We start from the raw sequence: 24461 nt of genomic DNA on the forward strand, positions 1-24461 counted from the left end.
TTAGAGAATGGCTGAAAATAAAAGAAATAATTACAAAGAAGAAAGTGAATTTATCGAAAAGCTGGTAAACATTCGACGCGTCGTTAAAGTTGTTAAGGGCGGTAGAATTTTTGGCTTTTCAGCTTTAGTTGTTGTCGGTGACGGTAACGGCAAGGTTGGTTATGGTACCGGTAAAGCGCGAGAGGTTCCTTTAGCTATTCAAAAAGCAATGGACAAGGCAAAAAGAGCAATGAAGCCAGTCCCACTAGTTAATGGTACGCTTCACTACCCTATTACTTCATCGGTTGGTGCTGCTAAGGTTTATTTACAGCCTGCATCTGAAGGTACTGGCGTAATTGCTGGTGGTCCAATGAGAAGTGTTTTAGAGGCAGTCGGTGTTCACAATATATTAGCAAAATGCAATGGAACTCGAAATCCTATTAGTGTTGTCAGAGCTACAGTTGAAGGTCTTACTAAAATGTCATCACCACAGATCGTTGCTGCAAAGCGCGGCAAAACTGTTGAACAAATTACTGGAGAAGTCTGATGGCTGAGGAAAAGGTAGAAAAGAAAGCAGCAGCTCCTAAGAAAGCAGCAGCTCCTAAGAAAGCAGTAGCTCCTAAGGCTGAGGCTACTAAGCCAGCTGAGACAAAGAAAGCACCTGAAAAAAAGGCTGTATCTAAAAAGCCAACAGTTAGTGTTACTTTGGTTAAAAGTTTCTATGGTCGATTACCAAAGCATCGTGCAACGGTTACTGGCCTGGGTTTAAAAAGAATTAACCATACGGTGGTTCTTGAAGATACGCCAGAAGTAAGAGGCATGATTAATAAGGTTTCTTACCTACTAAAAGTTGAGGGTTAAAGAATGAATTTAAATACATTAAAGCCTGCATTGGGTGAAAAAACTAACAGAAAGCGTGTCGGTAGAGGTATGGGTTCTGGCATGGGTAAAACCTCTGGTAGAGGTCACAAAGGACAAAAATCTCGTTCAGGTGGATTTACTAAGATTGGTTTTGAGGGTGGTCAAATGCCCCTTCAAAGGAGATTACCTAAGGTTGGTTTTAGTTCAAGAGTATCTATCATTACTTCTCAGGTTACCTTGTCACAACTCGACAAGCTAACAGAAACTGATATCAATATTGACGTCCTCAAAAAACATAACCTCGTTACTAAAAATATTTTAAGAGTCAAGGTCATGCTTTCAGGCGAAATTAACAGAGCAATCAACCTGGTTGGAATTAAGCCAACGAAGGGTGCTAGAGCAGCTATTGAAGCTGCGAAAGGAACGATAAGCGAGTAATTGATGAGCGAAGATCTACTAAAACGCATCCTCTATCTAGTCGGTGCCCTAATAGTTTTCAGATTAGGAACACATATTGTGATTCCTTTCATATCTCAGACTGCGCTTGCATCTCTGGTTGAAGATAATAGGACGGGTATTCTAGGAATGATGAACATGTTCTCTGGCGGAGCATTAGAGAGGCTCTCTATATTCACCTTAGGAATTATGCCTTACATCTCCTCTTCGATTATTATGAACCTAATGACTTCAGTTGTTCCAAGATTCGAACAGCTCAAGAAAGAGGGAGAGCGTGGCAGAAGAGTAATCACGCAGTACACCCGCATGGGAACTGTATTTTTGGCTGTTTTCCAGTCATATGGTGTCTCGATTGCACTACAATCTCAGTCAGGCGGCGGTGTTGCATTGGTTACAAACCCTGGACTAACGTTTAGTTTTGTAACAGTAGTGACGCTCACAACTGGAACCTTGTTTTTGATGTGGCTTGGTGAGCAAATCAGTGAAAAAGGTATTGGTAATGGAATTTCAATGATCATCTTTGCAGGCATTGTGGCTGGTTTGCCAGCATCATTCGGTAACACGCTGAGCATGGTTGGTACAGGAGAGTTAAGCGTATTTACAGTCGTTCTGATGCTTGCAATGGTTGTTCTTGTCATGGCTTTCGTAGTCTTCATGGAGCGTGGTCAAAGACGAATTGCCGTCAACTATGCTAAAAGACAACAAGGCAGAAAAATGGTTGGTGGTCAAACTTCATACTTACCTCTCAAAATTAACATGGCAGGCGTTATTCCGCCAATCTTTGCATCGAGCATCATTCTTTTTCCAGCAACTCTTGGTGGTTGGTTTTCTCAGTCAGAGGGAATGGGATGGTTAGCAGATATTACATCGAGCATTTCACCAGGACAGCCTTTGTATATTCTGTTTTATGGTGCTGCTATTGTCTTCTTTACGTTCTTCTATACTGCGCTTACATTTAACGCAAAAGATACGGCAGATAATTTACGTAAATCGGGTGGATTTATACCAGGTATTAGACCAGGACAGCATTCGGCTGATTATATCGATGCCGTTACTTCAAGATTGACAGCGGTCGGTGCTATCTATATTACGGCGGTGTGTTTACTGCCTGAGTTTTTAATTTTATATTGGAATGTACCTTTCTACTTTGGCGGTACGAGTCTTCTGATTATTGTTGTTGTTGTAATGGATTTTATAGCTCAAGCGCAATCTCATATGATGTCGAATCAATATGATGGCTTAATGCGTAAAGCTAATTTAAAGTAAGGGTAAGTTATGAAAGTAAGAGCATCAGTTAAAAAAATTTGTAAAGATTGCAAAATTATTAAGAGACACGGAGTCATTCGTGTTATCTGTAAAGAGCCACGTCATAAGCAAAGACAGGGCTGATTACATTGACAGAGCTGAATTTACAAAGTAAAATTGCACGATTTTTCAACTTTAAAATTTTGAGTGGAATGACCATTCAAAAATATTATTTATTTGAGGTATAGGTAAAGTATATGGCACGTATTGCAGGAATAAACATTCCAACAAATAAGCATATTGTGATTGGCTTACAATCCATTTTTGGTATTGGTGAAACGAGATCAAAGCAAATATGTGAAGCATTAAAGTTAGACCCAAGTACGAAGGTATCAGCGCTGACTGAAGATCAGTTAGAGTCGATTCGTACAGCAGTCGCTCAGTATGAAGTTGAAGGAGACTTGAGACGTGAAGTTGCCATGAGCATCAAGCGCCTTAGAGATTTAGGTTGTTATCGCGGAATTCGTCACAGAAAGGGATTACCGCTACGTGGACAAAGAACTAAAACAAACGCAAGAACTCGAAAGGGTCCGCGTCGTTTAATTAAATAATATAGGTACAAGATACTATGGCAAAAGAGCAAGCATCTAAGAAGAAATCAAAGAAGATCGTCTCAGACGGTATTGCGCATATTCATGCGACTTTTAATAATACCATTGTAATGATTACTGACCGTCACGGAAATACCCTTTGTTGGGCAACTTCTGGCGGAGCTGGTTTCAGAGGTTCAAGAAAGTCAACACCTTTTGCAGCTCAAGTAGCAGCTGGTAATTGTGGTGAAAAAGCTCAAGCTTTTGGCATGAAGAATCTTGAAGTTAGAGTAAAGGGTCCAGGTCCAGGCCGTGATTCTGCGATTCGTGGCCTTAATGCACAGGGTTTAAAAATTCAATCAATAACAGATGTGACGCCAATACCTCATAACGGTTGCCGTCCTTCGAAGAAACGTAGAGTATAAGGATAAATTATGGCAAGATATACAGGTCCTACATGTAAATTAGCACGCCGTGAGGGTGTTGACTTAGAACTTAAGAGTGGCATTAGATCGATTGACTCTAAATGCAAACTAACACAGCTCCCTGGTGTTCATGGAGCAAATGCACGTCGCCAAAAGGGAAGTGAATACGGTCTTCAGCTAAGAGAAAAGCAGAAAGTTAGACGTATTTATGGTGTTCTTGAGAAGCAATTTAGTCTCTACTATAAAAAAGCAAGCTCAAAGAAAGGGCCAACTGGTGAAAACCTTTTGTCGCTTCTAGAGTGTCGCCTTGATAACGTTGTCTACAGAATGGGTTTCGCTTCAACGCGAGCCGAAGCGAGGCAATTGGTTTCTCATAAGTCTATTGTAGTGAATGGAAAAGTTGTAAATATACCTTCTTACCAGGTCAGCGCAAATGATGAAATCGCTGTAAGAGAAAAAGCAAAAAAACAAAGCCGTATCCAACTCGCTGTTGAGATTTCTGGCCAAAGTGGATTAGCTGAATGGGTAGATGTTGATAACAAAGCACTAAAGGGTGTCTTCAAGAGCGTGCCAGCACGTGATGAATTATCTTCTGATATTTCAGAGCAATTAATCGTTGAACTATATTCTAAATAGGAATTAAATATGCAAGGAAGTGCAAGAGATTTTTTAAAACCAAAACTAGTCGATTCTGTTGAATTATCTAAGAATGAATATCGTGTTGTTCTAGAACCTTTTGAGCGTGGATTTGGCCATACATTAGGAAACTCAATAAGAAGAACTTTATTGTCCTCAATGGTTGGCTCTGCTATTACAGAAGTTGCTATTGATGGTGTTATGCATGAGTTTTCAACAATTGAAGGCGTGCAGGAAGATGTTCTAGATATCCTTCTTAACTTAAAAGAAGCATCAATCGGTCTTAATGCAAGTGAGAGCGCTACAGTAATCATTGAGAAAGAAGGTCCATGCGAGCTAACTGTTGCTGACATTGAGGCAAATGGAACTGACGTTTCAGTATTTAACCCTGAAAAAGTGATTGCAACGGTTAATGAAGGTGGAAAAATCAGAATGACTCTTGGAGTCGGTACTGGTGTTGGCTATGACGTCGCAGTTGCAAGGAATGTTGACTCTGAAACCATCGGCAGTATTCAGTTGGATGCTAGTTTTTCTCCAATCAAAAGAGTTAGTTTTACTGTTGAAGCGGCCAGGGTTGAGCAAAAAGTTAACCTTGACAGACTTAACATTGTTATCGAGACTAATGGTTCTGTTGATGCAGAAGAAGCAGTTAAAAGAGCTGCTACTATTTTGCAAGATCAATTGTCATCATTTGTTGAGCTTGAGCCAGTTATTGAAGAAGAGCCTCAACCAACATCAGATGATTTCCCACCGATGTATTTGTCTGCAGTTGATGAGTTAGAGTTGACAGTTCGTTCTGCAAACTGCTTAAAGGCAGAGCAAATCTATTACATTGGTGATTTAATTCAAAAATCAGAGCAAGACTTATTGAGAACACCTAACTTAGGCCGTAAGTCGCTTAATGAAATTAAAGAAGTTTTAACTGAAAAGAACTTAGAGCTAGGTACTGAAATTGAAAACTGGCCACCAGTTGACTTAATGAGTGAATAAGGACAAACAATGAGACACAGAAAGTCAGGAAGACAACTAAATAGAAATTCATCGCACAGGAAAGCTATGTTTAAAAATATGGCTAATTCTTTGATATTGCATGAAACAATCAAAACAACTTTGCCAAAAGCTAAAGAGCTTAGAAGAGTAATTGAGCCTTTAATTACAAGAGCAAAGGCAGACAGTGTTGCAAACCGCCGTCACATTTTCTCAAAGCTAAGAGATGATGCAATGGTTGCTAAGTTATTTACGCAATTGGGGCCTTTTTATAAGGACCGTCCTGGTGGTTATGTCCGCATTTTGAAGGCAGGCTTTCGTACCGGTGATAAAGCGCCAATGGCTTTAGTTCAGCTTGTTGACTTTGAAGGTGAAGAAGAAGTTGTAGTAGAAGCGCCAAAGAAAGAAGCTAAAGCAGCAGCGCCAAAGAAAGAAGCTAAAGCAGCAAAAAAAGAATCTTAAAGGAATTATCTTATGCCAGCAATTAAAGTAAGAGAGAACGAACCATTTGATATTGCACTTCGTCGTTTTAGACGTCTATGTGACAGAGCAGGCGTTATAACAGATGTAAGAAAGAAAGAGTTTTTCGAAAAGCCTACGTGGGTTAACAAGCGTAAAAAAGCCGCTGCAGTTAAAAGAACTCACAAGGAAATGTCAAAGAATAGAATTCATCGTAAACGCATGTACTAAAACTTGTTTTTACGACTAAAGCAAGAAAAACAATATGTCTAAGCTCAAACAACTCATTACTGATGACATGAAGTTGGCTATGAAGGCCCAAGACAAACCTGCTCTCAAAGCGATTCGTATGATCCTAGGGGCTATCAAACAAAAAGAGATAGATGAACGTATTGATTTGGATGACAACCAAGTCATGTCTGTCATTCAGAAAATGGTGAAGCAGCGCAAAGATTCAATCTCTCAATTCTCAGATGCAGGCAGAACCGATCTAGTAGAAGTTGAAGAAGCAGAGTTATTAATCATTAATAATTATATGCCTACGCAGCTAAGTGATGATGAAATTGAGGCAGCAGTGGTCAAGGCAATTTCTGACACAGGAGCTGACTCTATGAAAGATATGGGAAAACTCATGGGCATTCTAAAAGGTCAGCTAGATGGAAAGGCTGATATGGGTCAAGTCTCTCAACTCATTAAGTCAAAACTCTCTTAATTAAGCGTATCAACTGGTAACGACCTCCTCCATCACAACAAAAGTAGAACTGTTTTGAACGTGGGGGAGTGCTGAAATTTTCTCACCAAGCACTTGTCTATAGCTCTCCATATTTTCAGTTCGCACCTTTAATAAATAATCAAAATTTGAGGCAATCATATGACATTGCTCAACTTCAGGAACTTCTTTAATGGCTTTATTGAAAGCATTGAGTGCCATTGTCTTCGTATCATTAAGTTTAATTTGAACAAAGGCAATATGATTATTATCGATTAAGGCATGGTTAATGATTGCTTGATATCCCTTAATATATCCAGCAGTCTCTAACTTTTGAACACGTTTCAAGCAGGGCGTTTTGGATAGTCCAATTTGATCAGATAGATCAGTAATAGTCATTCGTCCATCGCTCTGTAAAAGCTCAAGTATTCTATGATCAAAATTATCTAAAGTAGTCATAAGTCCTATTATTTATAATATATTAGTTAATATATAAATTATATTACATAAATTATATAATAAATAACTTTAAATAATTTATTTTATAGTCATTATAACTATTACTTTTAAATTAAAATTTTAAAATATTAAGAAATTTTTTGGGCAATGAAATCTCTTGCAGACTTCAAATTTGAAGTAGACAGCTCTAATATAAGGAGCAAACTCCGCAAAGCAAGAGTTATGAGTGAAGAGGATTCATTAGATCATCTCCATTTGTTTGATTACACCAATACAGATCAACGGATTGAATTCCAAAAAAATACATCCCACTTAATTCAGCAACTGCGCTCCTCAAGCCAGCCTGACCTCTTGTCATTATTTGTATCTGAGTATAATTTGACAAGTGACGAAGGCCTCTCTTTAATGACTCTTGTTGAAGCTTTTTTAAGAGTTCCCGATAATAAGACAAGAGATAAATTATTTATTGATAAAGTTGCAATGAAGGGTTGGTCTCAGCATATTGGAACTAGTAAATCTTCTATGGTTAATATTGCAACCCTGGCATTAAATATTGCTGACAAAATGATTGCACATGGAAGCAATAAAGAAATAAAAAACAGAATCAGAAAAGCTTTGGAGATTCTCTCAAGGCCTGGTATTAGATTCAGTGCAAATAATGTCATGCAGTTTTTTGCTAAGCAATTTGTATTTGCAGAGTCTATTCATAGTGCTGTTAAAAGTCGTAATGTAAAAAATACTTTGTATTCATTTGATATGCTTGGTGAAGCTGCTTGGACAATGAAGGATGCTGATAAGTACTTTCAAGCCTACAGAAATGCATTGATTGAAATTGGGAAGCGCAACACATCAAAAACGGTGACTGATGCAAATGGTATTTCAGTCAAACTCTCTGCACTCCACCCAAAGTATGACTTTATGCACCAACAGCGAGTCATATCAGAATTACTACCCAAGGTCCTTGAGTTGGTTGAAATTGCTAAACATTACAATATAGGAATCAATATTGATGCAGAAGAGGCTGATCGTCTAGATATTTCATTAGATGTGATTGAGAGCATCATGAAAATAATTGCAAATTCCTCTTGGGAAGGGTTTGGAGTTGTTGTTCAGTCATACCAAAAAAGGGCTTCATTCGTAATTGATTGGCTTAATGATAATTGTGATAAGCATAACTTAAAAATAATGGTAAGGCTTGTGAAAGGGGCATACTGGGATAGTGAAATTAAGAAGTCTCAAATTCTGGGCGAGGTTGACTTTCCTGTATTCACTAAAAAAACAAATACTGATTATTCTTTCTTGGTCTGCTCTCAAAAACTACTAGAAATGAGAGCGAATATTTTCCCTCAATTTGCCAGTCATAATGCACACTCACTGGTCAGTGTATGCGAAATGGCAGGTAATAATGAAGGCTTTGAGGTTCAGAGGCTTCATGGAATGGGTGAGTCTTTGCATCATTCCATTTCAAATAAATATGGAGTTCCTTCAAGAGTATATGCTCCTATAGGGAGTCATAAAGAGTTGCTGGCTTATTTAATGAGACGCTTGCTGGAAAATGGAGCTAATAGTTCGTTCATTAATCACTTGTTTGATGAGAGTATTAGTCCTGAGAGTTTAGCCAGTGATGTCTTTACAATTGTAGAAGAGGATTCCGAGAAATCTCATTCCAAGATTCAACTCCCAAAGGACATCTTTAAAAATAATCGTCAAAATTCACGTAGCGTTATTCTAACTGAACAGGATGAGGTTAATCAGCTGTACCAAAATCAAAGCCCTTGGCTTGGCAAACAATGGAAAGCCAAATCAATCATTGCTGGAATGAAGATTAATGATGGTTTGAATCAAGAGGTAACTAATCCAGCTGATAAGGACGACGTTGTTGGACATGTTCTTTTTGCGAATGAGGGCCAACTAACTCAATCACTCGAATCTGCAAGAAATGCATTCGAGTCAAATATGATCGAGCATGAAATGATCCTTCAGGGCTTAGAGAGAGCGGCTAACCTCTATGAGGAAAATCAATACGAATTAATGACCCTTGCAATGCGAGAAGCTGGAAAAACTTATCAAGATGCAACAGATGAAGTGAGAGAAGCAGTTGATTTTTTACGTTACTATGCAAATTTATCAAGAATAGTGATGCCTAGCCAAAGACAAGCCAGGGGAGTTTTTGTTTGCATTAGCCCATGGAATTTTCCATTAGCAATTTTTACTGGACAAATAGCTGCAGCACTCTCTGCAGGAAACTCTGTCATTGCTAAGCCAGCAGAGAGTACTTCCCTTATTGCCTATAGGGCAAGTGAGTTATTGATTGAGGCTGGCATTCCGATTGGACGATTTCAGCTATGTTTAGGTAAAGGTTCTCAGACTGGCGCTTATCTATCAAGCAGCAATTTAATTGATGGAGTTGCTTTCACAGGCTCAACCGAAGTAGCGAAAGAAATCAAAATTAGCTTAATTGATAATGGAAACTCAGAGGCAAGAGTCATTGCTGAAACGGGAGGTTTGAATGCCATGGTCGTTGACTCTACTGCATTATGTGAACAGGTCACAAGAGACGTTATTGATGGTGCATTCAAGAGCGCTGGTCAGCGCTGCTCAGCGCTGAGAATTCTACTGCTTCAAGATGACTGCTATGAAAATACTATCAATATGATCGTAGGAGCGATGAAGGAGCTTAGTATTGGAAACCCTAAAAACCTTGATGTAGACTGCGGACCAATCATCAATTCAGCTGCTCAAATTAAACTCAAAAAATACATCACAAAAGCAAGACAAAACAATCAGGTTATTGAAGAGCTTGTTTTTGAACCTCAAAACGGCCATTTTGTTGCACCTACCTTGATTCACCTTAATTCAATTGAGGATATTCATGAAGAGCTCTTTGGTCCAATTCTGCACGTGATTTCTTATAAGAATGATGACTTAGAAACAATCATTGACCAACTCAATGCTAAAGGATATGGGCTAACTTTTGGCATTCACTCAAGAATAGATAAGAAGGTCAAAGAGATTTCATCCAGAGTAAATGTAGGTAATGTCTACATCAATCGAAATCAAATTGGAGCTGTAGTTGGCTCTCAACCCTTTGGAGGCGAAGGTTTATCTGGGACCGGTCCAAAAGCAGGAGGGCCAAACTCTTTGCATGGTTATAGCAGTAACATGTTGCGTAGTGAACAATCTAAACATAAAATGACTTTTACTCGAGAACACTTTGAGATTCAGAATCTTATCAATCCGACTCTTCAGTTAAGTAAAGATATTCTTTCACTATTAAGAGCTAAGTTCCCAAGTCTAACAGCTGAATTCCTTGAATTTTTAGATCAAGTGGTTTCTAGATATAGCCATGACATTAAACTACCAGGACCTACAGGAGAATCAAACCAACTCATCTATAAACCAAAAGGAACCGTTTTATGTATAGGCCCTAAACACAAGGACACATTAATGCAGACACTTTTATCACTTTTCCTAGGCAACTGTGTCATAAGCCAAATTAGTAAGCAGGAATATGAGTCCTTAGTCGAAATAGGCTTCAAAACAGAAAATATATCCCAACTGAATGATTCTCCCAGCTTAAGTCTAATAGAAAGTAATGCTTATAACGCGGTGCTTTACTTTGGTGATGACAATTCAGTTAATAAGCTGATTGTTACTTCTCGAAATGAACTCATTCCAGTGGTAAGTTCGATCTATGAGGCATGGGAGTTAATCAAGGAGAAGGTTATTACAATAGACACTACTGCTTCTGGCGGTAATGCAAATCTGCTAGCACTTTAACCTTAAATAACAACTTATAAGCAGATGGAGTTAAATCCGTTTGACCGATAAACCATCTGACAAAGGATGAAGGATCAGCATATCCTAGCTGATATGAAATCACTTTTACAGAGAGCCCTTCATTTAATAGATTTTTTGATTTACTAAGCTTAAAGTTATTAAGCACCTTACGAAAAGTTGTATTTTCCTTTAGTAATTGATTGCGAAGAGAATTTTTACTTAATCCAAGATGGATTGATACATCCTGAATATTTATTAAGTTGAAATGATTTTCATAATTATTCATGAGCCTCTCAACCTTCTCAGTTAGACTAATCTTTGAAGTCATGTTATTTGCTTTTGCCTCCAGAATAGTACTCAGATAATTAACCAGATTAGGATTTGAGAGGCTATTTTTTTTAAGATAATTTTTTTTACTAATTAGAAGTGATGTTTCTTCACAGGATGTAAAAACCGGACAGTTAAATACAGATTTTTCTTTAATATCGTCTATCTGAGTGACTGTTTTAGTATTAATTTGTTTGATCTGAAATCGTTTTGACCTTATAAATGATGCAAGAATAGATAGTCCAAGGTTTTCATAAATTGACGGATTTTTTATTTTTGGGTCAACAACAGATTGAATTTTAATGTGGTTTTTCTCTTCAATGATTAGAAAGTTTAGACCCTCTAATTCTGTATTAATGAAGGATTGCAAAAGCTTTAAACCTTGTTGGAGATTTTTTGAGTACACAAATACTAACCCAAATGCTTCTCCATAGTTAGGCCTTACTTGCGCCATCCGTCCAAAATTAATTGACACTAGCTCATCTTTAAAAACGGTCTGGGCATCAATGACAAAGTTTAGGAGTATTTCGACAGGTATTGAGACATTTTGATTGGTTAATAAACTCTTTGCTATTCCAACCCTTTGAAATATTGTCTCCACCTCATAAGGGTGAATTTGATGAAGTCTTTGGATACACCTCCAGACTCCGCTGAAAGTATTCATTATTGTAGATAATACATAAAGTTACAGTAATACGCATCAATTATAATAAAGTGTTAATATTATATAATAATATGATAACTATAATTTGATATTTATATCTATACTAATAAACTCACTAAATGCTTAGTAGCGTTGTTAGTTAATCCATGCTGACCAGGAATTTTTATGCTTGAAACAATATTTGAATACTCACTACTCTCTTTTCTTTTATCCATAGTCTTAATGCTGTTGGTTCTTGTTAAGACAAATATAAAGATGTGGCAGCTATGGCTTCTGGCCTTAGGATTGACTTACCCAGGCGCCGTCATTGCAAATCACTTTGGAGCACAATTCATCCTCCTTATTCTTTTTGTCATTGGTCTACTTATCGTACCAAACATTAGGATGATATTATTTACCAAGCCCCTCTTCAAAGTAATGCGTAAATCTTTACCGCCAATCGGTGTCACAGAAAGTATTGCCCTCGAGGCTGGCAGCGTTTGGTGGGATGCAGAACTCTTTCAAGGTGATCCAAATTGGAAAGAATTAACTGATCTAGAGGCTACGCAGTTGACAGATGAGGAGCAAAGCTTTATTGATAATGAGGTTGAGACATTGTGCGCGATGGTCGACTCTCATGAAATTCAATCAACACACGATCTCCCTAAGGAAGTCTGGAAGTTCATTTTTGACAAAGGATTTTTAGGTTTAATTATTCCTCAAGAGTTCAATGGAAAAGGCTTCTCTCACTTTGCCCATGCTATTATTGTTGGTAAGCTCTCTTCGGCCTCACAATTTTTAGGAATTGCAGCCATGGTTCCAAATTCTCTTGGACCGGGTGAACTGCTTTTAAAATATGGTACTGAAGAGCAAAAACAACACTACTTGCCCCGCCTTGCAAAAGGCAAAGAGATCCCATGCTTTGGATTAACATCAACAGTGGCAGGTTCTGATGCTGGATCTTTAGTTGATAATGGAATCGTTTGCTATGGCCAGTTTGATGGAAAAAAAGTACTAGGATTAAGGCTGAATTGGGAAAAACGCTACATCACTCTTGCCCCAATTGCTACTGTCATTGGTTTGGCCTTTAAGGCCTATGACCCTGATAACTTGCTTGCAGAGGACCACCCTCTTTACAAAAAAAATGACTTAGGGATTACTTGCGCATTGATTCCACGAAATACGGACGGTCTAAGTATAGGAACCCGACATAAACCAATAGGAGAGCCATTTCAAAACGGCCCCATCTTCGGTAAGGATGTCTTTATTCCAATGGACTGGGTCATTGGTGGTGACAAGATGATTGGCCATGGTTGGAGAATGCTTATGGAGTGTCTCAGCGTTGGCAGAGGAATTTCTCTTCCAGTAACAGGTGCATCTGCTACGCAAGCAATGCTTTTAACAACAAGCACATATTCACAAACGCGCGAGCAATTTGGAATACCGATTGCAAAAATGGAGGGAATCCAGGAGAAGCTTTCAAATCTTGCAACAAATGCATTTAGGGCTACCGCAAATATAAACCTCTCTACTTGGGCTCTTGATGCAGGCCACAGACCTTCCATTATTTCTGCGATTGTAAAATATAGAAATACACAACTACTTCAAAGCTCTTCAATCGATGCAATGGATGTCCATGGCGGAAGAGCGGTCATGGAGGGCAAGAGAAATTATGTATCGAATGTTTATTCAGGTGCACCCGTTGCCATTACAGTTGAGGGGGCCAACATTCTAACAAGAAGCTTGATGATTTTTGGCCAAGGCCTAATTAGATGTCATAAAACAATGCTTGATGAGTTGAGAGCACTTCATGATGAAAGCAAAGACTCTATCAAAAGGTTTGACAAAGCACTAGTCATTCATGTTGGCAGTTTTGTTAATAATATTGCCAGAGCAATTTTGTTTTCATGGTCTCGTGGACGACTAGCTAAACCTTATGGGGACCACACTACCAAGGTCTATTATCGTAATCTTTCTGTATTGTCAGCCAAGTTTGCCTGTTTAACTGATATCGCCTCTCTGCTCTTAGGTGGCTCACTTAAAAGAAAAGAAATGATATCGGGAAGGTTTGCAGATTCAATTTCAGCAATGTACGAAATTAGTTCTTGCTTAAAACTTTATGAAGAGAAGTTTCTGAATGATGATCACGCAAAGACCATACTTAAGCTTTCAATTCTTAGACTCATTCAAGAGGCAGACACTTCAATGCTTCTAAATATTGAAAGCATGCCAATCAACAGAGTGGCTAAATGGTTGTTGAGGCTTTTGTTTTTTCCATTTTCAGTTACCGCTTCTAAAATTGACGACAAGCTGATTATCAATACTTCAAGAGCTGTTCTTGATACTGAGTGGATAGAAAAAAACCTATCAACATGCATTTGCGCTAACCTTAAAGACAAGCCTGATCACCCTTTTAACATTCTTTTCAAGGGCTTTGAGGCTGGAAAAGAATTAAAAGTTTTAAGAGATAAGGCAAAAAAAGCAGGGTACAAATACCAGCCCAGCATTACATTGGAGTTTTGGCTTCAAGGACTTGTTGATAATAAAACCCTAACAATAGAAGATCGAGAGAATTGGTTAAGGTTAAATGATTTAGTTCTCGAGGCATTAAAAGTTGATGACTATGAGAGTTTGGATAAATAAAGATTTGGGGTAACTATGAAAGAATTTTTTGATAAAGCCTTTACTAAGATTGCTGTATTAGGCTCTGGAACAATGGGTGGACAAATTGCTGCCCACTTTGCCAATTTAGGTTTTGAAACTCTGATGTTTGATACCAGTGAGGAAGCGCTATCAAAATCTATAGCAATGATGAAGAAATTAAAGCCTACGCCATTTGCAAGTCCCTCAGTTCCAGGCTTACTTAAGACATCAACCTATGAAAATTTAGATGCATTATCAAGTTGTGACTTCATCATAGAGTCTATTGTAGAAAATCTAGATATCAAAAAAAAGCTTTTTAAACAAATTTCACCACATGTTAATGAGAATGCCATTCTAGTAACGAATACATCTGGTTTGTCAATTCAAAAAATAGCTGAGTCAGCACCCGATAGTTTAAGGAGTCGAATTTTTGGCGTGCATTTCTTTAATCCTCCTAGATATTTGCCGCTGGTTGAACTCATTAGAACCTCATATAGCGACGAGAGTCTTTTAATAAAGGCTGAGGGTTTTATTACTTCAGCACTTGGTAAGGAGGTTGTTTATGCAAAAGATAGTCCTGCGTTTGTTGCCAATAGGATTGGTGTTTTCTCATTTATGGCAGTTCTGAGGCACGCAGAAAACTTTAACCTTTCTGCTGACACAGTAGATGCGTTGACTGGAAAGAGAATTGGAAGGCCTGCTAGTGCTACCTTTAGGACCCTGGATGTTGTTGGCCTTGATGTCATGGCTAACGTAGTCAAAAATATATATGAAAATGCGAAAGATGATCCCTGGATTGAGTTATTTCAACTTCCAGATTGGATCGAGGCTTTAATTGAGAAAGGCTCGTTAGGAAGTAAAACCCGAAAGGGAATCTATGAAAAAGTTGGTAAAGATATATTTGTCTTTGACCCTAAGGGCGGAGAATATAGGCTCTCTGACAAAACGATTAGTCCCAAAGTTAAGAAAATAATAAAAGATAGTAGAACCATAGAAAATGCTCTTCTGGAGCTCTCTAAATGTGATGATCCACAAGCTCAATTCTTGTGGTCAGTTCATCGAGATGTATTTCATTACACTGCCTATCATCTTGAGCATGTTGCTGAAACTGCAAGATGTGTTGATTTAGCATTGAAGTCAGGATTTGCCTGGCAAAAAGGAATCTTTGAACAAGTTCAGGTGACTGGTTGGTCTGAGGTAAGAGAGTTACTGAATCAAGACATTCAGGATGGAAAAACGCTTTCAAATCAAACCTTGCCAGTATGGGTCATGGATCAAGCTTTTGTCTATTCTGACGAGGGTGCATTTAATCCAAACAAGAATCAGTTTATTCCGAGGTCTTCTCATCCGGTCTATGAAAGGCAATTAAATAAGGCACTCCTTAATGGAGAAAAGAAAGGCCATCTAGATATCTTGATAGATGGTGAATCGACTAAATTAATTGACATAGGAGACGGTGTTGCTAGCGTTTCTTTTAAGACAAAAATGAATGTTTTAAGTTCCAGTGTATTAACTGAATTACCTGAATGCCTTGATTATCTGGAAAACAATGGCTTTCACGCCCTTATTTTTAAACAGGAACAAGAACATTTTTGTGCTGGCGCTAACCTCTATGAGGTTATTTCGGCAATTAAGCTTGGTCTGCTTGAAAAGGACCCTGGACTGTCATCTAATGCAAAAAAGAAGGCTTTTGAGGTCATGCATCCTGAGCTCCCAAAACTTGGAAAACTATACTCAATTAAAAAAACGGTCCGCATGTTGCAAGATTTGTTGATGCGTCTTAAACATGGCAAAATATTAACCATAGCTGCGGTAGATGGGTTGGCTCTCGGAGGGGGCTGTGAGCTTTTACTTCACTGCAATAGAGTAGTTGCCTCAATGAACTCTTATATCGGTCTAGTGGAAGTTGGTATTGGAGGAATTCCTGCTGGTTGTGGTAGCAAGGAGATGGCGCTAAGGGCATATTTAAATAAAGAGTCTGATGATATATTTCCTCTGTTATCTAAACATTTTGAGCAGATTGCAATGGCAAAAGTCTCTGCTAGTGCTCTGGAAGCAAAGGAAATGGGATACCTGAAGACTGAAGATGTCATTATTGCTAATCCAAATGAATTACTTTACGTTGCAAAAAATCAAGCTTTAGCAATGCTAGAGTCAGGCTTCAGATCTCCATTGGATGACACATTCAAAGTAGTTGGTAAGGCTGGTTATGCAAACATCATGGCTCAAGTTGCCAACCTCTTTGAGGGAAACTTTATGTCCAAACATGATAAATATTGCATTTCTTCATTAGCCAAAGTGATGACAGGCTCGCTAGTTGAGGAGAACACTGTAGTGAATTCAAAAATGCTATTAGATCTTGAAAGAAAATACTTTGTTGAGCTTTTGGGCACGCAGAAAACTCAAGACAGAATTGAGTTTATGCTTCGAAATAGTAAACCCCTACGCAATTAACTGGAGAATATGATGAGAAAAGCTTATATTATTGATGCAAAAAGAACTCCAGTAGGAAAAGCCAGAGGATTACTATCCAAAACTAGAGCAGATGACTTATTGGTTCATGCCATACAAAGTGTGCTTAAAGCATCAGATTCAAGTGAAGAAATCAACAAAAGTATTGACGATATTATTGTTGGCTGTGCCATGCCAGAGGGCCCCCAAGGATTAAATATTGCTCGAATTGCTACACTACTTGCTGGTCTGCCAGATTCGACTCCTGCTTATACATTAAATAGATTTTGCTCGTCCGGGCTTCAATCCGTATCTAATGCTGCTGACCTAGTAAAATCTGGATCATCTGATCTGGTCATTGCTGCTGGCGTCGAAAGCATGAGTAGTGTTCCGATGACAGGCTTTAAGCCTTCAATGAACCCTAAAATTTTGTCTGATGAGAATATTTCTATTGCTTATGGTATGGGGCTGACAGCTGAGAAGGTAGTTCAGAAATATGGTATCACTAGAGAAGCCCAAGACCAATTTGCTTATGAGAGTCACCAAAAAGCTATTCATGCAAATAATAACGGCTTATTTGAGAATGAAATTGCTCCAATATCAACTGTCGAGGATAGCTATTCAGTTAAATCTAATGAGTATATAAAAAATACCAATCTTGTTTCTAAAGATGAAGGGCCCAGAAAAGATACAAGTCTAGAAATTCTAGCAAAACTTAGAACCGTATTTGCACAAGATGGTTCAGTTACGGCAGGAAACAGTTCGCAAATGTCAGATGCAGCCGCAGCTGTTCTTGTTGCCAGTGAAGAAGCTGTTGAAAAGTATAATCTAACCCCTAAGGCTGAATTTATGGGCTTTTCTGTAGCAGGTGTTCCGGCAGAAATTATGGGTATTGGTCCAGTCAAGGCAGTTCCAAAGGTTCTTAATTCTTTGAATCTTAGTCTTGATGACATTGGTTGGATAGAGCTTAATGAGGCTTTTGCTGCCCAATCCTTGGCTGTCATTAAGGAATTGAACCTTGACCCTGAAAAAGTCAATCCGCTTGGTGGAGCAATAGCACTTGGGCACCCTCTTGGAGCAACGGGCGCAATTAGAGTTGCGACGCTGATCTCAGCTATGCAAAGAGAAAAGATTGATTATGGTATGGTGACCATGTGTATTGGAACCGGAATGGGTGCAGCAGGGATTATTAAAAGATGCTAAATAGTTTATGACAAATCAAAACTACATTGACCGACTTAGACTGCCAATTATTCAGTCACCCATGTTTATTGTCTCAAACGCAAGGCTTGTAATCGCCTCATCAAAGGCAGGCATTGTTGGCTCTTTTCCGACCGCAAATTGCCGAACTTTAGAAGCTTTAGATCAAGAATTTACTAATATAAATCAAGCTCTAGGCTCTGGCAAGGATGCACTTCCATGGGCAGTAAATATCATTGTCAGTAAAATGTATGCCAGGAGTAATGATGACATTGACTTAATTCTTAAGCATAAGCCGCCTATCGTCATTACCTCACTTGGAAACCCTAAAGATGTTGTCCAAAAAGTTCATGAATATGGCGGCCTAGTATATTCAGATGTTATTAATTTGTACCACTCAAAAAAGGCAATTAGCGCAGGAGTAGACGGCCTTATTCTGGTTTGCAACGGTGCAGGCGGTCATACTGGAGACTTGTCTCCATTTGCTTTTGTATCCGAGGTAAGAAATATATTTGATGGAACCATTATAGTTGGTGGAAGTATAAGCTCTGGCGAATCAATTCTAGCGATTCAGGCGTTAGGTGCAGATTTAGCTTACATGGGAACGCGCTTTATTGCTACCGAAGAGAGTGATGCGACAGAAGACTACAAGCAAATGATTTTAAATGCCTCAGCGAGTGATATTATCAAGTCTAATAAAATTACAGGCGTTAATGGAAACTGGCTTGAGGAATCCCTTCAAAATGCTGGAATCTCTCCAAATGCTGGTGGAATTAAATCAACCATTGCCGATTTTAAGAAAATGCTTATGCCTCTTATAAAGCAGAAACTAAAGGTGGACTTTGATGTCAGCAAAGCCACTGCCAAGAGATGGAAGGACATTTTTTCTGCTGGCCAAGGCGTTGGATCTATTTCCAATGTACCAAGTGTTGAGGATTTAGTGATAGAATTAGAACAGCAGTATACTAAATCAAAAAGTCGAATCATATAGGGATAAATAGATGCTATCTAAGCCGGCCAAGAGAGATCTAAAACATAATAGAACAATCAAAGGCAAAGGCTATAAAAGAGAGGATGGGTTGTGGGATATAGAGGTCTTTCTGATTGACAGTAAAACCTACTCTTTTGAAAATATGCATCGAGGCTATATCAGTTCAGGAGAGCCTCTTCATGATATGGCGGTTAGATTGACTCTCAATGATGAAAGAAAAATTATTGATATTGAGGCAGTAATTAATGCCTCTCCTTATAATATTTGTCCACAAGCGGTTGAAAACTGTCAAAAATTGAAAGGGGAGCACTTAATTGCTGGATTCAATCGAAAAGTTATAAAAACGATGGGTGGAGAGAAGGGCTGTAGACACATTACCGATCTTTTAGCATATGCAGGAACAATTGCTTACCAAACGCTTTGGAAAGAAAAAACTGGCGGTGAAGCTAAGACTATTACTGAAGAAGAAGCTAAATCAATTGAAAAGAAGTTTGCAAACTCATGTTTTGCATTCAAAAAGGATGGAGAGGTTTATAATCAATACAAGGAAATATTAATAGGCAAACTTGAAAACAGTTAATACTGATTAAGGAGAAAAAATGGAAACAAAGATACCAAATAAACTTGAAGAAACAGAGTTTTTTAAAGAGCATGGAAATTTAGTAGAGTTCTTTGATAACTGTTGTAGAGAGCACAAAGGTAAAACAGCTTTTGAGAGTTTCGGTGTTGAATTGACCTATGAAGACCTGTCAGAAAAAGTTGACGCTTTTGCCTCATGGCTCAGCGCTAACTTTCAAGTGGGTGATAGAGTTGCAGTCATGATGCCTAATATGCTGGTTTATCCTCTTATAGTTTATGGTGCCTTAAAGGCAGGTATTGTTGTTGTCAATATTAATCCTCTTTATACCCAAAGGGAACTTGAACACGTACTAAGAGATAGTGAGGCAAAATTACTGTTGGTATGGGAGGGCGTTGCCAACGTAGCAGCAAAATCAGATCTCGCTAATGTAGAAAAAGTATTGGTAACAACTGTTGGAGATCTTCTTGGTTTCAAGGGCAAAATTATTAATTTAGTCACTAGAAAAGTAAAAAAGTTAGTCCCCAAATATCACATTGATGGTGCAACAATGTTTCTTGATGTTTTGAATAGCAATGAAGGCTCTAGTCCTGAATCATTAGATATTTCAATTGAAAGTACAGCTTTTCTTCAATATACTGGAGGAACAACAGGTGTTTCGAAAGGTGCTGTTCTGACGCACAGAAATATTCTTGCAAATATCATTCAAGCCTTCTTTACAATTGATCCCAAAATGTATGATGATTCAAGAAATGAGCAAAGAATCGCTATTTGCCCACTCCCTTTGTATCATATTTTTGCATTAACTGTGCATAACTTCATGTTGTTCCATATTGGTGGAAGAAGTGTCCTGATTACTAATCCTAGGGATCTAAAAACTTTCGTCTCAATAATGAAAAAACATAAATTTCATATGATTTCAGGTGTGAACACGCTTTATGAGGCGCTATTAAATTATGATGCCTTTAAGGAGCTAGATTTTAGTAATTTGCTCATGTCTTTGAGTGGTGGTATGGCTGCATTAGATACAACCGCAAAGAGATGGGCTGAGGTCACAAAATCTGTAATCTGGCAGGCGTATGGATTAACTGAAACATCTCCTTTAGTAAGTGTTAATGACTACAAGCAGACTGAATTTACAGGCTCTGTGGGTTTGCCTGCTGCCTATACTGAAATTGAGATTAGGGACGAGAGTGGTAATGCTCTTTCAGAAACGAATGCTGTTGGAGAGCTATGCGTCAGAGGTCCACAGGTTATGAGCGGATATTGGAAGTCCGAAGTCTCAGGTCTTGACGAGAATAACTGGTTTATGACCGGCGATATTGCTCGAATTGATGAAACTGGTAATATTTTTATTGTCGATAGAAAGAAAGACATGATTATTGTCTCAGGCTTTAACGTCTTTCCAAATGAAGTTGAGGCAGTGGTTAATGAACACCCTGCTGTTCTTGAATGCGGCTGTGTTGGAGTAGAAGGTGAGAATTCTCAAGAACTCGTGAAAGTTTTTATTGTTCTTCATGATGGACAAACTGCAACTGAGGATGAAATTATCAGTTTTTGTAGGGAAAAGTTAACTGCTTATAAAGTTCCAAAGCATATAGAATTTATCAAAGAGATTCCAAAAACAAATGTTGGTAAAGTTCTAAGAAGAGAGCTGAAAGAAAATTAATAGGCCCAATTAAATTAATAGTTATTTCAATCTATGAAATACAGAATTGAATCAGATTTCTTGGGTGAAATGAAAATACCTAGTAATGCTTATTACGGTATTCATACCATGCGAGCAGTAGATAATTTTCCAATAGCTGACGTTGCAATTTCAGTTTACCCAAATATTGTAATAGCTTATGCCATGGTTAAACTGGCTTGTGCTCGTGCCAATAACCAGCTAGGATTATTAGATAATGATATCTACCATCCAATAGTCGCTGCTTGTGAGAGGATTATCAATGGCGAGTTCCATGATCAGTTTATTGTTGAAATAATCCAGGGTGGTGCGGGAACCTCAACCAATATGAATGCTAATGAAGTTATTGCTAATGTTGCACTCGAGTTAATTGGGAAAGAAAAGGGTGACTATGAAACAATATCACCGCTTAATCATGTCAATATGTCACAGTCAACGAATGACACCTATCCGACAGCTTTATTGGTTGGATTTTTGAAAGAGTATGACCCTCTATTGGAGGCAATCAAATCTCTCTCTGAGTCTTTTCATGCAAAAGGCGTCGAATTTGCCGACGTCATTAAAATGGGACGAACACAACTCCAAGATGCTGTTCCAATGAGTCTTGGACAGGAATTTACTGCTTTCGGTAATACATTGCTAGATGATATTAAAAGACTTAATGAGATGTCTCAACTATTTTTGGAGGTCAATTTAGGTGCCACAGCTATTGGAACAGGTATTAATAGTCATCTAGATTATCCAAAAATAGCGGTAGAAGCCTTGGCAGATTTATCTGGACTCCCTTTGGTTCTTGCTCCAAATCCAATTGCTGCAACATCTGATACCAGTGCTTTTGTGTCATTCTCTTCTGTTCTTAAGCGAGTGGCCATAAAGCTTTCAAAAATCTCTAATGATTTAAGATTACTCTCTTCCGGCCCAATTGCTGGTTTTAATGAAATCAATCTTCCAGCAGTTCAAGCAGGATCTTCAATTATGCCTGGAAAAGTTAATCCGGTAATTCCAGAGGCAGTCAATCAAACCGCTTTTCAGGTTATTGGAAATGATTTGGTCATTACATTAGCAGCAGAAGCTGGCCAAATGCAGCTCAATGCATTTGAACCTGTCTTAGCTGTTAATATTCTTCGTTCATTGCGCTACATGACTAATGCAATGGTCATGCTAAGAACAAAATGTGTCAATGGAATTACTGCGAATGTTGAAGTCTGCGCAAAATATGTTGAACAGAGTCCAGGTATAGCGACTTTCTTTACACCGCATTTAGGTTACAAAGAGTCAGCACGTATCGCTAAGAAATCACTTGCAGATGGAGTTACTGTGAGAGAAATCATCATTAAAGAAGGCTTGATGACTGAAGAACAGGTGAATGAAGTTTTGCATGTTGACAACCTCACAAAACCCAATATTCAATAATTTCGTTATCGTATAACGAGTATTATAATTTCAAATGTATTTATTCTTAGTTTGGAATAAGTACAGTAAGAGTTATTTTCAATAATTAGAGGCAATATTTTGGCTAAGCTATACTTTTATTATTCTGCAATGAATGCTGGTAAATCAACTTCCCTTCTTCAGTCAGCATACAACTATAAAGAGAGGGGCATGACTCCTCTTATTCTTTCTGCAGCAATTGACAATCGTTATAGTGTAGGAAAAGTTACTTCAAGAATTGGTCTTGAAGCAGAGGCGCATCTCTTTCATAAAAATGATGACTTATTCAAAATTCTTTCTGAACAAAATCTTAAAGAGCCTATTGATTGTGTTTTGATTGATGAAAGTCAATTCCTTAGTAGAGAGCAAGTCATGCAATTGGCAAAAGCTGTTGATAGCTTTGATGTTCCAGTTTTGTGTTATGGAATTCGCACAGACTTTCGTGGAGAGCTTTTTCCTGGCAGTCAACATCTCCTTGCATGGGCCGATAATCTCATTGAATTGAAGACCATTTGTCACTGTGGAAGTAAGGCAACGATGGTGGTTCGTATTGATGAAAATGGAAACGTTATTGAGGATGGAGATCAGGTGGTTATTGGTGGTAATGATCGATACCAGTCGATGTGCAGAAAGCACTTTGCCGAACATATTTGGAAAAGCTGATCGCTAGTAAACAGACTATATGCTATGAGTGAGCTAACTATCCTCTTTTTATTGCTAGGCTCTTTTTCAGGTTTTGTAGCAGGTCTGCTTGGTATTGGTGGTGGCCTAATAATTGTGCCAATACTCCTGTATTTATTAGCACCATCAATTGATCAATCAATCTTAATGCATACTTCAATTGGTACTGCACTAGCGGTCATTGTCTTTACATCTATCTCAAGTCTTTATGCGCACCATCGTCATGGGGCTATTCTTTGGAGAAACTTTGTTAAGCTTACTCCAACAATTTTAGTGGGCTCTTATAGTGGTGCTATTTTGGCTAAATATTTAAGCTTTGATTTTCTAAGGGTGTTCTTTGCCTTATTTGAAATTTGTGTTGCTTTAATTATGTGGTTCGGCATTAGCGCATCCGGCCATGCTGATAAGTTGTCAAGGTGGGTTTGGTCATTCGCGGGGTACGTTATAGGTTTGATTTCAGCCATGGTTGGGATTGGTGGAGGAACAATGACTACCCCATTCTTGGTGTATAACAATATTCAAATAAAAAATGCAATTGCTACTTCTGCAGCGGTAGGAATGCCTATTGCTATTGCTGGAAGCATTGGTTTTATGGTAGCTGGTTCATCTCAAGTTCTTCAAACTGGCGGTATTGGTTTTGTAAACTTTGAAGCGTTAATTACAATCGCTGCTTCAAGTGTTTTTTTTGCTCCATTAGGAGCAAAAGTGACGCACCTCATAGATAGCAATAAACTCAAAAAAGGGTTCTCAATTTTCTTGGCCTTTCTTGCAGCAATGGTTATTTTATTTTAAATAAAGATTTTCTTTTGAAATGAGTTATGACTCATCACCAGCAAAATTTAAAGCAACTGAGTTTATACAGTAACGCTTTCCAGTGGGCTGAGGTCCATCGGGAAAAACATGGCCTAAATGAGCATCACATGAGGAGCATCTTACTTCAATTCTCATATGACCTAGTGAATCATCTTCTAGCTGCTTTACACATTCACTGTTGGCGAGTTCATAAAAGCTTGGCCAGCCACTTCCTGAGTCAAATTTAGTGCTAGATTCGAATAAAAGTGCGTCGCAACAGATGCAGTGATAGTGACCAGTTTCACTATGGTTATAGTACTCACCAGAGAACGGTGGCTCTGTTCCACATTCTTGAGTGATATGATAGGCTTCGGGTGATAAATTATTCTTTTTGTCCATTCGTGTATTATAAGAGAAATTTAAGATCAACATCAATATCTAAAGTTAATATT

Annotated in this window: 25 protein-coding genes; 22 read left to right on the forward strand and 3 right to left on the reverse strand. The window is 38.3% G+C overall.

From position 1 onward, the window contains the following. Window positions 1–7 precede the first annotated feature (7 nt). From rpsE to W908_RS01500, 12 genes are all read left to right on the forward strand, one after another. Window positions 8–526, forward strand: coding sequence for a 30S ribosomal protein S5 (gene rpsE, locus W908_RS01450; protein ID WP_020025156.1), 519 nt, complete (start codon window positions 8–10; stop codon window positions 524–526). Then, window positions 526–840 carry a 50S ribosomal protein L30 gene (gene rpmD, locus W908_RS08845; RefSeq protein WP_082344995.1) on the forward strand — a complete coding sequence of 105 codons (315 nt, stop codon included), beginning with the start codon at window positions 526–528 and terminating at the stop codon, window positions 838–840. The genes rpsE and rpmD overlap by 1 nt, the downstream gene beginning before the upstream one ends. A gap of 3 nt (window positions 841–843) precedes the next feature. Then, window positions 844–1278 (forward strand): 50S ribosomal protein L15, encoded by a 435-nt coding sequence (rplO, locus tag W908_RS01460; RefSeq protein WP_020025158.1) that lies wholly within the window; start codon window positions 844–846, stop codon window positions 1276–1278. A gap of 3 nt (window positions 1279–1281) precedes the next feature. Beyond that, window positions 1282–2562 (forward strand): preprotein translocase subunit SecY, encoded by a 1281-nt coding sequence (gene secY / locus W908_RS01465; RefSeq protein WP_020025159.1) that lies wholly within the window; start codon window positions 1282–1284, stop codon window positions 2560–2562. 9 nt (window positions 2563–2571) lie between these two features. Then, complete coding sequence (rpmJ, locus tag W908_RS08685; protein ID WP_020026342.1) at window positions 2572–2685, forward strand: 50S ribosomal protein L36; 114 nt, start codon at window positions 2572–2574, stop codon at window positions 2683–2685. 113 nt (window positions 2686–2798) lie between these two features. Next, a complete protein-coding gene (gene rpsM, locus W908_RS01470) occupies window positions 2799–3152 on the forward strand; it encodes a 30S ribosomal protein S13 (RefSeq protein WP_020025160.1) in 354 nt (117 codons plus the stop codon). A 17-nt stretch (window positions 3153–3169) separates the two neighbouring features. Further along, window positions 3170–3556: a 30S ribosomal protein S11 gene (gene rpsK / locus W908_RS01475; RefSeq protein ID WP_020025161.1), complete on the forward strand. Its 387-nt coding sequence runs from the start codon at window positions 3170–3172 to the stop codon at window positions 3554–3556. Between the two features lie 9 nt (window positions 3557–3565). Then, entirely contained in the window at window positions 3566–4192 is a 627-nt protein-coding gene (gene rpsD / locus W908_RS01480; protein WP_020025162.1) for a 30S ribosomal protein S4, read from the forward strand. A 9-nt stretch (window positions 4193–4201) separates the two neighbouring features. Further along, window positions 4202–5182: a DNA-directed RNA polymerase subunit alpha gene (locus W908_RS01485; RefSeq protein ID WP_020025163.1), complete on the forward strand. Its 981-nt coding sequence runs from the start codon at window positions 4202–4204 to the stop codon at window positions 5180–5182. Between the two features lie 9 nt (window positions 5183–5191). Then, window positions 5192–5641, forward strand: a complete 450-nt coding sequence (gene rplQ, locus W908_RS01490) for a 50S ribosomal protein L17 (RefSeq protein ID WP_053819650.1) — start codon at window positions 5192–5194, stop codon at window positions 5639–5641. 12 nt (window positions 5642–5653) lie between these two features. Next, the gene (gene rpsU / locus W908_RS01495; protein WP_020025165.1) at window positions 5654–5869 is read left to right on the forward strand and encodes a 30S ribosomal protein S21; all 216 of its coding nucleotides are present in this window, start codon (window positions 5654–5656) and stop codon (window positions 5867–5869) included. Window positions 5870–5903: 34 nt separating this feature from the next. Then, complete coding sequence (locus tag W908_RS01500) at window positions 5904–6350, forward strand: GatB/YqeY domain-containing protein (RefSeq protein WP_053819651.1); 447 nt, start codon at window positions 5904–5906, stop codon at window positions 6348–6350. Window positions 6351–6359: 9 nt separating this feature from the next. Here W908_RS01500 and W908_RS01505 read toward each other — a convergent pair whose 3' ends face one another. Further along, window positions 6360–6806 (reverse strand): Lrp/AsnC family transcriptional regulator, encoded by a 447-nt coding sequence (locus W908_RS01505; protein WP_053819652.1) that lies wholly within the window; start codon window positions 6804–6806, stop codon window positions 6360–6362. A 147-nt stretch (window positions 6807–6953) separates the two neighbouring features. On the opposite strand from W908_RS01505, the gene putA reads away from it, so the two are divergent. Further along, a complete protein-coding gene (gene putA, locus W908_RS01510) occupies window positions 6954–10586 on the forward strand; it encodes a bifunctional proline dehydrogenase/L-glutamate gamma-semialdehyde dehydrogenase PutA (protein ID WP_053819653.1) in 3633 nt (1210 codons plus the stop codon). Here putA and W908_RS01515 read toward each other — a convergent pair. Next, window positions 10546–11577 carry a helix-turn-helix domain-containing protein gene (locus tag W908_RS01515; protein WP_053819654.1) on the reverse strand — a complete coding sequence of 344 codons (1032 nt, stop codon included), beginning with the start codon at window positions 11575–11577 and terminating at the stop codon, window positions 10546–10548. The genes putA and W908_RS01515 overlap by 41 nt on opposite strands. A 165-nt stretch (window positions 11578–11742) precedes the next feature. Between W908_RS01515 and W908_RS01520 the strand changes: the two genes are divergently transcribed. The 9 genes from W908_RS01520 to W908_RS01560 all read left to right on the forward strand — a co-directional run bounded on the left by W908_RS01520 (window position 11743) and on the right by W908_RS01560 (window position 24009). Then, complete coding sequence (locus W908_RS01520) at window positions 11743–14199, forward strand: acyl-CoA dehydrogenase (protein WP_053819655.1); 2457 nt, start codon at window positions 11743–11745, stop codon at window positions 14197–14199. A gap of 15 nt (window positions 14200–14214) precedes the next feature. Then, entirely contained in the window at window positions 14215–16653 is a 2439-nt protein-coding gene (locus W908_RS01525) for a 3-hydroxyacyl-CoA dehydrogenase/enoyl-CoA hydratase family protein (RefSeq protein WP_053819656.1), read from the forward strand. 12 nt (window positions 16654–16665) lie between these two features. Further along, a complete protein-coding gene (locus W908_RS01530) occupies window positions 16666–17853 on the forward strand; it encodes an acetyl-CoA C-acyltransferase (RefSeq protein ID WP_053819657.1) in 1188 nt (395 codons plus the stop codon). A 7-nt stretch (window positions 17854–17860) separates the two neighbouring features. Then, the gene (locus W908_RS01535; protein ID WP_053819658.1) at window positions 17861–18841 is read left to right on the forward strand and encodes an NAD(P)H-dependent flavin oxidoreductase; all 981 of its coding nucleotides are present in this window, start codon (window positions 17861–17863) and stop codon (window positions 18839–18841) included. A 10-nt stretch (window positions 18842–18851) separates the two neighbouring features. Continuing rightward, window positions 18852–19421 (forward strand): DUF2889 domain-containing protein, encoded by a 570-nt coding sequence (locus tag W908_RS01540; RefSeq protein WP_053819659.1) that lies wholly within the window; start codon window positions 18852–18854, stop codon window positions 19419–19421. Window positions 19422–19440: 19 nt separating this feature from the next. Further along, the gene (locus W908_RS01545; RefSeq protein WP_053819660.1) at window positions 19441–21087 is read left to right on the forward strand and encodes a long-chain-fatty-acid--CoA ligase; all 1647 of its coding nucleotides are present in this window, start codon (window positions 19441–19443) and stop codon (window positions 21085–21087) included. Between the two features lie 33 nt (window positions 21088–21120). Then, complete coding sequence (locus W908_RS01550) at window positions 21121–22518, forward strand: aspartate ammonia-lyase (RefSeq protein ID WP_053819661.1); 1398 nt, start codon at window positions 21121–21123, stop codon at window positions 22516–22518. Window positions 22519–22617: 99 nt separating this feature from the next. Further along, the gene (locus tag W908_RS01555) at window positions 22618–23199 is read left to right on the forward strand and encodes a thymidine kinase (protein ID WP_053819662.1); all 582 of its coding nucleotides are present in this window, start codon (window positions 22618–22620) and stop codon (window positions 23197–23199) included. A gap of 24 nt (window positions 23200–23223) precedes the next feature. After that, entirely contained in the window at window positions 23224–24009 is a 786-nt protein-coding gene (locus W908_RS01560) for a sulfite exporter TauE/SafE family protein (RefSeq protein ID WP_020026308.1), read from the forward strand. Between the two features lie 24 nt (window positions 24010–24033). On the opposite strand, the gene msrB is transcribed toward W908_RS01560, so the two are convergent. Further along, window positions 24034–24408 carry a peptide-methionine (R)-S-oxide reductase MsrB gene (gene msrB, locus W908_RS01565; RefSeq protein WP_020023900.1) on the reverse strand — a complete coding sequence of 125 codons (375 nt, stop codon included), beginning with the start codon at window positions 24406–24408 and terminating at the stop codon, window positions 24034–24036. Window positions 24409–24461: the final 53 nt, after the last annotated feature.

The organism is Candidatus Pseudothioglobus singularis PS1 (assembly GCF_001281385.1).
Taxonomy (GTDB): domain Bacteria; phylum Pseudomonadota; class Gammaproteobacteria; order PS1; family Pseudothioglobaceae; genus Pseudothioglobus; species Pseudothioglobus singularis.